The sequence below is a fragment of the Mycobacterium saskatchewanense genome (assembly GCF_010729105.1).
Taxonomy (GTDB): domain Bacteria; phylum Actinomycetota; class Actinomycetes; order Mycobacteriales; family Mycobacteriaceae; genus Mycobacterium; species Mycobacterium saskatchewanense.
The window spans coordinates 1,706,544-1,719,232 of the sequence record NZ_AP022573.1 but is presented as its reverse complement, the minus strand read 5'-3'; the positions used below and the strand labels follow the sequence as shown (position 1 = coordinate 1,719,232).

Annotated in this window: 13 protein-coding genes; 7 read left to right on the top strand and 6 right to left on the bottom strand. The window is 70.5% G+C overall.

Annotated elements, in window-relative coordinates; genetic code table 11:
* Positions 1-4: 4 nt before the first annotated feature.
* From G6N56_RS07975 to G6N56_RS07965, 3 genes are read right to left on the bottom strand one after another with little or no spacing between them, the layout of a single operon-like run.
* Positions 5-436 carry a PPOX class F420-dependent oxidoreductase gene (locus G6N56_RS07975; protein ID WP_085257976.1) on the bottom strand — a complete coding sequence of 144 codons (432 nt, stop codon included), beginning with the start codon at positions 434-436 and terminating at the stop codon, positions 5-7.
* Positions 437-441: 5 nt separating this feature from the next.
* Positions 442-1,557 (bottom strand): acyl-CoA dehydrogenase family protein, encoded by a 1,116-nt coding sequence (locus G6N56_RS07970; protein WP_085257975.1) that lies wholly within the window; start codon positions 1,555-1,557, stop codon positions 442-444.
* A 7-nt stretch (positions 1,558-1,564) separates the two neighbouring features.
* Entirely contained in the window at positions 1,565-2,725 is a 1,161-nt protein-coding gene (locus tag G6N56_RS07965; RefSeq protein WP_085258015.1) for an acyl-CoA dehydrogenase family protein, read from the bottom strand.
* Positions 2,726-2,920: 195 nt separating this feature from the next.
* Here G6N56_RS07965 and G6N56_RS07960 point away from each other — a divergent pair, with 195 nt between their 5' ends.
* Genes G6N56_RS07960 through holA form a run of 3 tightly spaced genes read left to right on the top strand, consistent with a single transcriptional unit; the run spans position 2,921 to position 6,417 of the window.
* The gene (locus G6N56_RS07960; RefSeq protein ID WP_085257974.1) at positions 2,921-3,802 is read left to right on the top strand and encodes a ComEA family DNA-binding protein; all 882 of its coding nucleotides are present in this window, start codon (positions 2,921-2,923) and stop codon (positions 3,800-3,802) included.
* A 50-nt stretch (positions 3,803-3,852) separates the two neighbouring features.
* Positions 3,853-5,427 carry a ComEC/Rec2 family competence protein gene (locus tag G6N56_RS07955; protein WP_085258014.1) on the top strand — a complete coding sequence of 525 codons (1,575 nt, stop codon included), beginning with the start codon at positions 3,853-3,855 and terminating at the stop codon, positions 5,425-5,427.
* 30 nt (positions 5,428-5,457) lie between these two features.
* Positions 5,458-6,417: a DNA polymerase III subunit delta gene (gene holA / locus G6N56_RS07950; RefSeq protein WP_142280808.1), complete on the top strand. Its 960-nt coding sequence runs from the start codon at positions 5,458-5,460 to the stop codon at positions 6,415-6,417.
* 15 nt (positions 6,418-6,432) lie between these two features.
* Here holA and rpsT read toward each other — a convergent pair whose 3' ends face one another.
* Positions 6,433-6,693 carry a 30S ribosomal protein S20 gene (gene rpsT / locus G6N56_RS07945; protein ID WP_085257972.1) on the bottom strand — a complete coding sequence of 87 codons (261 nt, stop codon included), beginning with the start codon at positions 6,691-6,693 and terminating at the stop codon, positions 6,433-6,435.
* Between the two features lie 165 nt (positions 6,694-6,858).
* Between rpsT and G6N56_RS07940 the strand changes: the two genes are divergently transcribed.
* Genes G6N56_RS07940 through G6N56_RS07930 form a run of 3 tightly spaced genes read left to right on the top strand, consistent with a single transcriptional unit; the run spans position 6,859 to position 10,354 of the window.
* Positions 6,859-8,538: a circularly permuted type 2 ATP-grasp protein gene (locus G6N56_RS07940; protein WP_085257971.1), complete on the top strand. Its 1,680-nt coding sequence runs from the start codon at positions 6,859-6,861 to the stop codon at positions 8,536-8,538.
* Positions 8,538-9,515 carry an alpha-E domain-containing protein gene (locus G6N56_RS07935; RefSeq protein ID WP_085257970.1) on the top strand — a complete coding sequence of 326 codons (978 nt, stop codon included), beginning with the start codon at positions 8,538-8,540 and terminating at the stop codon, positions 9,513-9,515. Before G6N56_RS07940 ends, G6N56_RS07935 begins: the two co-directional genes overlap by 1 nt.
* Positions 9,515-10,354 (top strand): transglutaminase family protein, encoded by an 840-nt coding sequence (locus tag G6N56_RS07930; protein ID WP_085257969.1) that lies wholly within the window; start codon positions 9,515-9,517, stop codon positions 10,352-10,354. The genes G6N56_RS07935 and G6N56_RS07930 overlap by 1 nt, the downstream gene beginning before the upstream one ends.
* Positions 10,355-10,584: 230 nt before the next feature.
* Here the strand turns inward: G6N56_RS07930 and G6N56_RS07920 are convergent, their stop codons facing one another.
* Positions 10,585-11,415: a ribonuclease Z gene (locus G6N56_RS07920; RefSeq protein WP_085257968.1), complete on the bottom strand. Its 831-nt coding sequence runs from the start codon at positions 11,413-11,415 to the stop codon at positions 10,585-10,587.
* Between the two features lie 117 nt (positions 11,416-11,532).
* Here G6N56_RS07920 and G6N56_RS07915 point away from each other — a divergent pair, with 117 nt between their 5' ends.
* Positions 11,533-11,961 (top strand): CBS domain-containing protein, encoded by a 429-nt coding sequence (locus G6N56_RS07915; protein WP_085257967.1) that lies wholly within the window; start codon positions 11,533-11,535, stop codon positions 11,959-11,961.
* An 81-nt stretch (positions 11,962-12,042) separates the two neighbouring features.
* On the opposite strand, the gene G6N56_RS07910 is transcribed toward G6N56_RS07915, so the two are convergent.
* Positions 12,043-12,645, bottom strand: coding sequence for a type II toxin-antitoxin system PemK/MazF family toxin (locus tag G6N56_RS07910; protein WP_085257966.1), 603 nt, complete (start codon positions 12,643-12,645; stop codon positions 12,043-12,045).
* Between the last annotated feature and the right edge of the window lie 44 nt (positions 12,646-12,689).

The window sequence follows — 12,689 nt, the reverse complement described above, 5'->3', positions numbered from 1 at the left end:
CGCGTCAGTCGGCGATGTCGAAGGCCGAGTTGACCTTGGTCGGCCGGACCCGGACCACCAGCTCGCCGGGCACGGCGTTGCGCCGCCCGAACTCGTCGCCTCGGTCGGCGCCCATGTAGCGGGCGCCGATCCGGGTCGCGGTGTCGAGCAAGTCCTGCGGGTCCTCGCTCGTCGTCGCCAGGCCTTGCACCTGTACGAACGAATACGGCGGGTGCGGATCGTCGACACAGATCACGACCCGCGGATCACGCGTCAGCGCCCGGCCTTTCGCCGTCTCCCGGCCGGTGTTGAAGACCAGCTGATCGTCCTGCACGACGAACCACACCGGCGCCACCAGCGGCCGGCCGTCGGCGGCGACGTAGCCGAGCATCCCGGTGCGGGTGCCCGCCGACAGGAACGAGACCACCCGGTCGGAGAGCTTCGCGGGCCCGGTCACGGCGGTTAGAGCCGCGCCAGGTCGTAGTCGCCGATGCGATCGATCAGGACGTGCAGGTGGTCCTGCGAGGAGCCCAGGGTGTATTCGATCGCGGTGAGCCGGGCCGCGTAGTGGCCGACGGGGTATTCGGCGGTCATGCCGATGCCACCGTGCAGCTGGATCGCCTCCTGCGCGATGTGCCGGCCCGAGCGGCCGATCTGCAGCTTGGCCCGCGACGCGATGAGCGGGTCCAGGTTGCCGTCGGCGATCGACATCGCGGCGTAGAAGCTCATGCTGCGGGCCAGCTCGAGCGACACGTACATGTCGGCCGCGCGCTGGGTGAGGGCCTGAAACTTGTTGAGGGTGACGCCGAACTGCTTGCGCGCCTTGAGGTACTCGGTGGTCAGCCGCAGCGCCTCCTCCATCGCGCCGACCGCTTCCGAGCACAGCGCCGACTGGATCCGGACGATGGCGTCGCTTATCGCGGCCGAGGCGTCGCGCACCTCGGTGGCGTCGCCGAGGGGTTCGGCGGGCGTGCCATCGAAGTCGATCTGCGCGCCGCGCTGCCCGTCGAGCGTGGGATAGGGGTGCCGCGCCGGCGCGTCGCCGTCGACCAGGAACAGCCCGCTGCCGCCGTCCGGCAGCGCGGCGCTGACCACCAGCGTGTCGGCGGAGTCGCCCGCCAGGACCGGGTTCTTCGTGCCGGTCAACGCCCACGAATCGCCTTGCCGCTCGGCCCGAGTGGTGATGGTGTCGGTGGTTCTGCGGTGGCCGGCCTCCTGGTGGGCGAAGGCGAGCAGCCGATGCCCCGCCGCGACCTCGTCGAGGAGCTCCTTTTGCGCGGCGCTGCCCAGCTGCGCGATCACCGCACCGGGCCCGAGCGCGGCGTGCAGGACGGGTTCGGGCGCCAGCCGCCGGCCGATCTCGGTGAGCACCACCGCGATCTCGTTCTGGCCCGACTCGTCGGGGTCGAAGCCGAGGCCGAGGATGCCGGTGTCGGCGAGCTGGCTCCAGACCTCGCGGCTCCAGCCGAGGTCGCTGGCGATGATCTTGTTGCGGCTCTCCGGGTCGTAGGTGCGCGACAGCAGCTCGCGGGTGGTGTCCCGCAACAGGCTTTGTTCGTCGCTCAGCTGAAAGTCCATGGCTGCCTCACAATCCCAGAATGGTGGACGCGATGATGTTGCGCTGCACTTCGTTGCTTCCGCCGTAGATGGACGTCTTGCGGTAGTTGAGGTAGCGCGGGGCGCTGGACTGCGCCCACTGCGGGGACGCGATCGCCCCGTCACCGTCCACCGGCAGCGCGTCGGGCCCGGCCACCTCGACCATCAATTCTGTTGCCAACTGCTGCAATTGGCTGCCGCGCATCTTGAGCACCGACGACGCCGGGTTCGGCTTGCCGTCTGCGGAGTCCGTGGTGACCCGCGACTGCGTGAGTTCCAGTGCCAGGATCTCGTTTTCGGCCTCGGCCAGGCGGGCGGCGAACAGCGGGTCCTCCAGCAGGCCGGTCTGCGCGGCGTGCTTCTTCACCTCGGCGAGCTTCACTTTGGTCCGGCCCACCCCGGCGATGCCGGTGCGCTCGTTGCCCAGCAGGAACTTCGCGTACGTCCACCCTTGGTTCTCTTGTCCGACAAGCTGGTTCGCGGGGACGCGGACGTCTTCGAAGAACACCTCGTTGACCTCGAAGCCGCCGTCGATCAACTTGATCGGGCGCAGGGTGATGCCGGGGGTCTCCATGTCGATGAGCAGGAAGGAGATGCCGGCCTGCCGCTTGGGCGCCTGCGGGTCGGTGCGCACCAGGCAGAAGATCCAGTCCGCGTACTGGCCCAGCGTCGTCCACGTCTTCTGCCCGTTGACGACGTAGCTGTCGCCGTCGCGAACGGCGGTGGTGCGCAGCGAGGCGAGGTCCGAGCCGGCCTCCGGCTCGGAAAATCCCTGGCACCACCAGATGTCGATGCTGGCCGTCGGCGGCAGGAAACGCTCCTTGATCTCCTTGGACCCGAACTCGGCGATCACCGGGCCGACCATCTTGGTGTTGAAGTTGAGCGGTTCGGGCACGCACGCCAACTGCATCTCGTCGGCCCACAGCTGGAACTGGGTGGGCGTCCAGTCCTTGCCGCCCCATTCGACCGGCCAGTTGGGCACGGCCAGGCCGTGCTCGTGGAGGATCTTGTGGCTCGTGACGATGTGCTCCTTCGTCACCGGCGCGCCCTCACGCACCGCCACCCGCAGCTCCTCGGGGATCTTGGTGGTGTAGAAGGTGCGGAGTTCGTCGCGGAACGCGGCTTCCTCCGGTGTGAGCGCCAGTTGCATGGCAGCCTCCTGTCGGTCCGGGGGGAGCGCGATGAACCGCTGCGGTGGCCCCGTGTGCGTCCGGTCGTTCGCTCCGACCTCCATCTTGACCCATCGCCCGCGGTGTTTGTCCACAGCCTCGGTTTAATGCACAGACGGGCGCCGTGGCGCCACGGGGCGGTCCGGTCTGGCGGTCGGCGCACCTACGGTCGGCGCATGCGAACAGAACTTCCCGCCGAGCGGCTGCACCGGCGTCTCGGAGCGGACCCGGACGCCGATCCGCAGCCCGCGTCCGACACCGATTCCTCTTCGACAAACTCCGCGGGCTCCGACACGTCCCCGGACGAGGACCAGAACTCGTTGCTGCCCCGATGGGTGCCCGACGCGTCCCCGGCCCGGGGCTGGGTGGCCAGGGTGCGTGCCGACCCCGGGCGGGCCGGTGCCATCGGGCTGGCGATCGTGGCGGTGCTCGCCGTCCTGGTCACGGTCCTCACCATGCTGCGCGACCGTCCCGCCCCGGTGTTGTCGGCCAAGCTTCCCCCGGTGGAGCGGACCACCACGGTGTCCCCGCGGTCCTCCGCGAGTCCCGGGCAGCCGGGCGGAGCCGACCACCCGGTGGTGGTCAGCATCGTCGGCCTGGTGCGCACCCCCGGGCTGGTCACCCTGGCTCCCGGCGCGCGCATCGCCGACGCGCTGCAGGCCGCCGGCGGCGTGGTGAACGGGGCGGACACCATCGGGCTGAACATGGCGCGGCCGGTCGGCGACGGCGAGCAGATCGTCGTCGGGCTCGCCCCCGCCGCCGGGCAGCCGCCCGCGCTTGGCAGCTCGGTGGCGTCGGGCTCGCCACCGACGTCGCGGACGCCCGCGCCGGGGGCCGCGGCGGGGCCCGGCAAGCCCAAGGCGGGAGACGTGCTCGACCTCAACACCGCAACCGTGGAGCAACTGGACGCCCTGCCCGGGGTGGGGCCGGTCACCGCCGCCGCCATCGTGGCCTGGCGGGAGGCCCACGGCAGATTCACCACCGTCGACCAGCTGGCCGACGTAGACGGCATCGGTCCGGCGCGCCTGGACAAGTTGCGTGCCCTGGTCCGTGTCTGAGCCGCGTGCCTCCCGCCGGTGCCGCCGAGTCGGCGCCCGTCAACGTCGATGTGCGGCTCGTGCCGGCCGCGCTCGCGTGTTGGGTAGTGACCGCCGCCGGGATCTGCTGGCCGGTCGGCCGGGCGGCGGCGCTGTGCTGCGTCGGCCTGATTGCCGGTGCCGGCGCGCTAGCCTGCCGCGCGGCGCGCCACAAGCCCCGGGGCGGGCGCCTCCGCGCGGTCAGCGCCGCCCTGGCGGCCGTCGGCGTGGTGGGCGCGGGTTACGGGTTCGCGATCGCGCTCCGCGCCGACGCGGTGGGTCGCCACCCGATCACCGCCGCGTACGGAAGGGCGGCCGCGGTGACGGTCACGCCCACCGAGAGCGCGGTGCCGCTCGGGAGCGGCCGGCTGATGTTCCGGGCCAACCTGCGGCGCGTGGGTGACGACGAGATGTCCGGGCGCGTCGTCGTATTCGCGCGCGTTTCAGAATTCGCAATCCCGGCCGACCTGCGGGAAGACCCTCAAGCCGGACCGGTGTTGCCCGGCCGGCCGTTGCGATTCACGGCGCGCATCGGCCGCCCGTCCCGCCACGACCTGACGGTCGCGGTACTCACCGCGACCGGCCGGCCGACCGTCGGCACCGCGGGCGCGGTCCAACGGGTCGCCCAGGCGGTGCGCGGCGGGTTCGCGGCCGCGGTGCGGCCCGCGCTGCCCGGCGACCAGGCCGCGATGCTGCCCGCCCTGGTCCTCGGCGACACCTCGGCCGTGAGCGCCGAGACGGGCCGCGCCTTCCGCGCGGCGGGCATGACCCATCTGACCGCGGTATCGGGGGCCAACGTCACGATCGTGTGCGCGGCGGTCTTGTTCTCGGCGCGGCTGATCGGTCCCAGGGCCGCCGTCGCCCTCGCCGCGGTCGCGCTGGCGGCGTTCGTGGTCGTGGTCCAGCCGACCGCAAGCGTGCTGCGGGCGGCCGTCATGGGCGCCATCGCGCTGGCGGCGATCCTGTCGTCCCGCCGGCGCCAAGCGATCCCGGCGCTGTCGGCGACGGTCCTCGTCCTGCTGGCCGTTGCCCCACACCTGGCCGTCGACGTGGGCTTCGCGCTGTCCGTGCTGGCGACGGCCGCATTGGTTGTCGCGGCGCCGGTATGGTCACGGCGCCTGGTCCGCCGCGGGTGCCCCAAGCCGCTGGCGGACGCGGTCGCGATCGCGTGGGCCGCGCACGTGGTGACCGCCCCGTTGGTGGCCGGCATCTCCGGCCGGGTCAGCCTGGTCGCGGTGGGCGCCAACCTGGTGGTCGCCCCGGTGATCGCGCCGATCACCGTGCTGGGCAGCGCGGCGGCCGTCGTGTGCATGGTGTGGCGTCCGGGCGCGGAACTGTTGATCCGGTTCACGGGCCCCGAGGTGTGGTGGGTCCTGCGCGTGGCGCGGGCGGCGGCCGGCATCCCGGCGGCGACGGTCCCGGTTCCGGCCGGGCCGCCGGGCGTGCTGGCGGTCGGCGCCGCGGTCGTGTCCGCGATCCTGCTGTGGCGGTGGCGCTGGTTCCGCGCCGCCGGAGGCCTCGCCGTGACGGCCTTCGGCCTGTGGGCCCTGGCCTGGTTGCTCTGCGAGCAGTGGGATCCGTCTGACGGAGTCGTCGGCCGCTCGTGACACCATCGTGGGGTGAGCGAGGATTCGCCGTTGCACCTTGTCCTGGGCGACGAGGAACTGCTGGTCGAGCGGGCCGTGGCCGAGGTACTGCGGTCGGCCCGCAAGCGGGCCAAAGGCCCGAACAACGCCGACATCCCGGTCGACCGGATGCGGGCCGGTGACGTCGGCACCTACGAGCTCGCCGAGCTGCTGAGCCCGTCGCTGTTCGCCGACGAACGCGTCGTGGTGCTCGAGGCCGCCGGCGAGGCGGGCAGGGAGACGGCCGCCATGATCGCGTCGGCCGCCGCCGATCTGACGGGGGGCACCACGCTCGTGGTGGTGCACTCGGGCGGCGGGCGGGCCAAGGCGCTGGCCACCGAGCTGCAGTCGCTGGGCGCGGTCGTGCACCCGTGCGCCAAGATCACCAAGCTGAGCGAGCGGGTCGACTTCATCCGCAAGGAGTTCCGCGCGCTGCGCGTCAAGGTCGATGAGGAGACGGTCACCGCGCTGCTGGACGCCGTCGGCTCCGACGTGCGCGAGCTCGCCTCGGCCTGCTCGCAGCTCGTCGCGGACACCGCCGGTGCCGTCGATGCCGCGGCCGTGCGCCGCTACCACAGCGGAAAGGCCGAGGTGAAAGGCTTCGACATCGCGGATAAGGCCGTGACCGGCGACGTCGAGGGCGCGGCCGAGGCACTGCGCTGGGCGATGATGCGCGGAGAGCCGCTGGTGGTGCTGGCCGATGCGCTGGCCGAGGCCGTCCACTCGATCGGCCGGGTCGGGCCGCTCTCGGGCGATCCGTACCGCCTGGCGGCGCAGCTGGGAATGCCGCCCTGGCGGGTGCAGAAGGCGCAGAAACAGGCCCGGCGCTGGTCGCGCGAATCGGTGGCGACGGCGATGAAGGTGGTTGCGACCCTGAACGCCAACGTCAAAGGCGCCGTGGCCGACGCCGACTATGCGATGGAATCCGCGGTGAGGACCGTCGCGGAGCTGGCCGCCAACCGGTCCCGATGACGAGGCGGGCGGATGTCAGATCTGATTGAGGGCGCGCGCCAGCGCGGACTTCTTGTTGGCCGCCTGGTTCTTGTGGATCACGCCCTTGCTGGCCGCCTTGTCGAGCTTGCGGTTGGTCACCAGCAGCAACTCCGCGGCCTTATCCTTCTCGCCGGCGTGGGCGGCCTCGCGGAAAGCGCGCACGGCGGTCCGAAGCGACGACTTCACCGACTTGTTGCGCAGCCGGGCGCGCTCGTTGGTGCGATTGCGCTTCTGCTGCGACTTGATGTTGGCCACGCGTGTCGTTCCTTCGTTAAGTCGTTGGTGTCTGCCGGGTTCGATGCATGTCAGAGTCGCCTCTATCCCCGACGGCGACTGCCCAGGTTAGCAGTCGGTTACGTTTTCTCCCAAAACGGCAACCCACAGCCGGCCGTAACGTCAATTTGAGGCAGCATCTGACAAGTGAGTGTTACTAACGAGCTGGAGGAGACCAAGGGGTCGCGCACCCCTCGTTCCGAGCGCATTTTCAGCGGTTACACCGCGTCGCGCGCGTACGCGGACGTCTACTCGAAGGCCTTCGACGAGATGTTCGACGCCCACGGCGACGTCCGCGGACCCTACAAGGGCATCTACGCGGAGCTGGCGCCGTCGGACGCCTCCGAGCTCAAGGCCCGCGCCGAAGCGCTGGCCCGCGCGTTCTTCGATCAGGGCATCACGTTCTCCCTGTCCGGTCAGGAGCGCCCGTTTCCCCTGGACCTCGTGCCGCGGGTCATCTCCGGCCCGGAGTGGACCAAGCTCGAGCGCGGCATCATCCAGCGCGTCAAGGCCCTCGAGCTGTACCTCGACGACATCTACGGCGACCAGGAGATCCTCAACGACGGCGTCATCCCGCGGCGGCTAGTGACCTCCTGCGAGCACTTTCACCGCCAGGCCGTCGGGATCGTGCCCCCCAATGGGGTGCGCATCCACGTCGCCGGCATCGACCTGATCCGCGACGAGAAGGGCAACTTCCGGGTCCTCGAGGACAACCTGCGCTCGCCATCGGGCGTGTCCTACGTAATGGAGAACCGGCGCACCATGGCGCGCGTATTCCCGAACCTGTTCGCCACCCACCGGGTGCGGGCGGTCGACGATTACTCGTCGCACCTGCTGCGCGCGCTGCGCAACTCGGCGGCCACCAACGAGGCCGACCCGACCGTGGTGGTGCTGACCCCCGGCGTCTACAACTCGGCGTACTTCGAGCACTCGCTGCTGGCCCGCCAGATGGGCGTTGAGCTGGTCGAAGGGCGCGACCTGTTCTGCCGTGACAACCAGGTGTACATGCGCACCACCGAGGGGGAGCGCCAGGTCGACGTCATCTACCGGCGCATCGACGACGCCTTCCTGGACCCGCTGCAGTTCCGGGCCGATTCGGTCCTGGGCGTGGCGGGCCTGGTCAACGCCGCCCGCGCGGGCAACGTCGTGATCTCCAGCGCGATCGGCAACGGCGTCGGCGACGACAAGTTGGTGTACACCTACGTGCCGACCATGATCGAGTACTACCTCGGCGAGAAGCCACTGCTGGCCAACGTGGAGACGTACCGCTGCTGGCTGGACGACGAACGCGAAGAGGTGCTGGACCGCATCGACGAGCTGGTGCTCAAGCCGGTCGAGGGTTCTGGCGGCTACGGCATTGTGTTCGGCCCGGACGCCTCCGAGAAGGAGCTGGCCACCGTCGCCAAGAAGATCCGCGACGATCCGCGCAGCTGGATCGCGCAGCCGATGATGGAGCTGTCCACCGTGCCGACTCAGGTCGGGAGTGGGTTGGCGCCACGCTACGTCGACCTGCGGCCGTTCGCGGTCAACGACGGCGACGACGTGTGGGTGCTGCCGGGCGGGCTGACCCGCGTCGCGCTGGTCGAGGGCTCGCGGGTGGTCAATTCCAGCCAGGGCGGTGGTTCCAAGGACACCTGGGTGCTGGCGCCGCGGGCGACGGGCGGCGACCGCGAGCTGGGAGCCGCCGAGGTGGTGCGATCGCTGCCGAAGTCCATGCCCGACCCGGCGCTGGACGGTGTCCCGCGGCTGGTGCAGCAGGCGCAGCCCACCGAGCCGCCGCAGCACGAGCAGACCCAGCAACAACAGCAGCAGAAGGTGGTCCGCTGATGCTGGCCCGCAACGCCGAGGCGCTGTACTGGATCGGCCGCTACGTCGAGCGCGCCGACGACACGGCGCGGATCCTCGACGTGGCGCTGCACCAACTGCTCGAGGATTCCAGCGTTGACCCCGACCAGGCGTCCCGGCTGTTGCTGCGGGTGCTCGGCATCGAGCCGCCTGATCACGACCTGGACGTGTGGTCGTTGACCGACTTGGTGGCCTTCGGCACTAACACGGCCGGCGGCTGCTCGATAGTGGACGCGATCACGGCGGCCCGGGAGAACGCGAAGTCGGCGCGGGAGGTGACCTCCAGCGAGATCTGGGAGTGCCTCAACACCACCTACAACGCTCTGCCGGAACGCTGGCGTGCCGCCAAACGCCTTGGGCCGCATGAGTTTTTGTCCTATATCGAGGGCCGGGCGGCGATGTTTGCCGGGCTGGCCGACTCGACGCTGTCCCGCGACGACGGGTACCGCTTCATGGTGTTGGGCCGCGCCATCGAACGGGTCGACATGACCGTGCGGCTGCTGCTGTCCCGGGTCGGGGACAGCGCGTCGTCGCCGGCATGGGTCACGCTGTTGCGCTCGGCGGGGGCGCACGACACCTATCTGCGGACCTACCGGGGCGTGCTCGACGCCGCCCGGGTGGTCGAGTTCATGATGCTGGACCGGCTGTTCCCGCGGTCGGTGTTCTACTCGCTGAAGCTGGCCGAACACAGCCTCGACGAACTGCTGCACAATCCGCAGAGCCGGGTCGGGTCCACCGCGGAGGCGCAGCGGTTGCTCGGCCGGGCCCGCAGCGAGCTGGAGTTCGTGGAACCCGGTGTGCTGCTCGAGTCGTTGGAAACCCGCCTGGCCGACCTGCAGCGGACCTGCCGCGAGGTTGGGGAGGCGTTGTCGCTGCAGTACTTCCACGTCACGCCATGGGTGGCGTGGTCGGACGCCGGCCAACGCAGCCGGCTGGTCACCCGGCAGGGGGACGGCTGATGTGGCGGCTGCGGATCGTGCACACCACCGGCTACGCCTACCAGTCGCCGGTGACGGCCTCCTACAACGAGGCCCGGCTGACCCCGCGGTCGAACACCCGGCAGAACGTCATCCTCAACCGCGTCGAGACCATTCCCGCGACCCGCTCCTATCGCTACATCGACTACTGGGGCACCGCCGTCACCGCGTTCGACCTGCACGCCCCGCACACCGACCTCACGGTCACGTCGTCGTCGGTGGTCGAGACCGAGGAGCCGGAAGCACCCGACACCGAGGCGACCTGGAGCGATTTGCGGTCCGAGGCCGTGATCGACCGGTTCGACGAACTGCTGCGCCCCACCGAGCACACCCCCGCGAGCAAACAGGTGGCGTCAGTGGGCAAGAAGATTGCCAAGTCCCATACGCCGTCCGAAGCAGTCGTCGCGGCGGCCAACTGGGTGCGCGAGCAGCTGGACTATCTGCCCGGCACCACCAGCGTGGCCTCGTCGGGGCTGGACGCCCTGAACGAAGGCAAGGGCGTCTGCCAGGACTTCGTGCACCTGTCGCTGATGTTGTTGCGTGGCATGGGAATTCCCGCGCGGTACGTTTCGGGTTACCTGCACCCGAAGCGTGACGCCGTCGTCGGCGACACCGTCGACGGGCGCAGCCACGCCTGGATCGAGGCCTGGACCGGTGGCTGGTGGGACTACGACCCCACCAACAACGCCTCGGTCAGCGAGCAGTACGTCAGCGTGGGCGCCGGCCGCGACTACACCGACGTGTCCCCGCTGAAGGGGATCTACTCGGGCGAGGGCGCGACTGACCTCGACGTCGTGGTGGAGGTCACCCGGCTGGCCTAGCGGCGATCGCAAGCGCGGCGGAGCCGGGCGCGGCGGGTCGCCGCGGTGTGGTTAGCGGCGATCGCAAGCGCGGCGGAGCCGGGCGCGGCGGGTCGCCGCGGTGTGGTTAGCGGCGATCGCAAGCGCGGCGGAGCCGGGCGCGGCGGGTCGCCGCGGTGTGGTTAGCGGCGATCGCAAGCGCGGCGGAGCCGGGCGCGGCGGGTCGCCGCGGTGTGGCTAGCGGCGAAGATCTACACCTCCACGCGGTGCAAGTCGTCGCCGAGCTCGATCCGCCCGCCGAACTCGTGGGCGGCCAGCGCCCGCCACTGTTCCTCCTGGCCCGGGACTAACGCCGGCACGTAGTGCGTCATGACCAGCGTGCCCACCCCCGCACGCGCCGCGGTCGCGGCCGCCTCCTGCACCGACGAGTGGTAGTCGCAGACGTCCCGCACGCGCTGCTGCGGAATGCTGCCGAGGATGTCCTTGCGAATCACGGTGTGCACCAGGGCGTCTGCGCCGCGCGCCAGCCCGTCCAGGCCCGAGCAGGGCACCGTGTCCCCGGCGAGCACCACCGACGAGGAGCCGGATTCGATGCGGAACCCGATCGTCGGTGCCACGGGCCGGTGGTCGGTGGGTGCCACCCGGATGGTGACGCCGTCGCGGTCCCACACCGGTCCCTGGGTGTGTTCGTGCACCTCGACCGCGGGCGGCTCGTTGAGGTCGGCATGGTGCGCGATCCGGTAGCCGATGTCGTGGCCGAACGCCTTGAGCGTCGCCTCGACGGTCTCGGCGGTGCCCGGCGGCCCGATGATCGGCAGCGGCGCGGGATCCGGTGCGAAAGTGCTGATCCACCGCGTGATGAGGAAGTCGCCGAGGTCGCCGATATGGTCGCTGTGCAGGTGGGTGATCAATAACGCGGACAGCCCGGCGGCACCCACGCCGATGGCGGCCGCGCGCTGCAGCACCCCACGCCCGCAATCCACGAGGAACACCTGGCCGTCGGCCCGGATCAGGGTCGACGGCCCGGCGCGGTTCGGGTCGGGGATGGGGCTGCCGGTTCCGAGCAGGGTGATCTCGATCATGGCCTCATCCTCGCAATCAACCCGGTCCGCGGTACGACAGGTTCCCCCAGCGGCTTTTCCGCCGGGCCAGATAGCCGTAGCCTGTGTGAATCGGATCACAACCGGCGGGAGGCCCCGATGCGTATCGCAGACGTCTTGCGGAACAAGGGTGCGGCGGTGGCGACGATCACCCCGGACGCCCCCGTTAGGGACCTGCTCGCCGGCCTGGCCGAGCGGAACATCGGGGCCATGGTCGTGGTCGGTGACGACGGGGTCGTCGGCATGGTCTCGGAGCGCGACGTCGTGCGCCAACTGCACGCGCACGGCCCCGACGTGCTGACCCACCCGGTCTCGCAGATCATGACCGCCACGGTTGCCACCTGCACGAAGTCCGACACCGTCGACTCGCTCAGCGCGCTCATGACCAACAACCGGGTGCGACACGTGCCGGTGCTCGAGGGCAAGCAGCTGATCGGCATCGTCAGCATCGGTGACGTGGTGAAGACCCGGATGGAAGAGCTCGAGGCCGAGCAGCAGCAGCTGCACTCCTACATCACGCAGGGCTGACGGGGCGCTCGCTCGCCGAGCGTGAACTCAGGGCGAAAATCCGGCCGTTTTTTTCGCCGTGGTTACACGCTGGCCGAAGGATTAGCGCCAGGAGTACTCGGCGCGCAGTCGGGCGGCTACCAGGTCGAAGACTTCGCGGTCCATGATCGCGCCCTCGCGGCGGATGCCCTCCTCGGGGACGTCGAGCACCCGGTCCAGCCGCACCCAGCTCTCTCTGCCCTCGTAATCCCAGCCCCCGGTGCCGATCCCGACCCAGTTCGGGTCGGCGGCGTGGCGCTCCTGGCTCGACATGATCAGGCCCAGCAGAACGCTGCGGTCGCGGCCCACGACGAGCACCGGCCGGTCCTTACCGCGGGTCGGGTCGTCCTCGTAGACCACCCAGGTCCAGACCACCTCCCCGGGATCGGCCCGGCCGTCGAGATCCGGCGCGTAGACCAGCTTGCGTGCCCGCTGCGCCGTGGGAAAGCTGGCGCTGGTCACAGGACGGCCCGCGGTCACCGCGGCGGGCGGCTGCGGCGCGGCCGCGGCGATGACGTTCGCGGTGATCTTCACGGCCTGCTGCAGCTCCCGCAGCACGGTCTGCGAATTCTCCAGATGTCGGACCAGGCGCGGAGCCCCGGTGACGACCAGGTTCTCCGCGAACCGCCGAAACGTCTTCCATTGTGATTTCTTGGCAGACGCCATATTCGCAGCATAGAGCGTGAGCGGGCGGGCGCGATCGTGTCCGA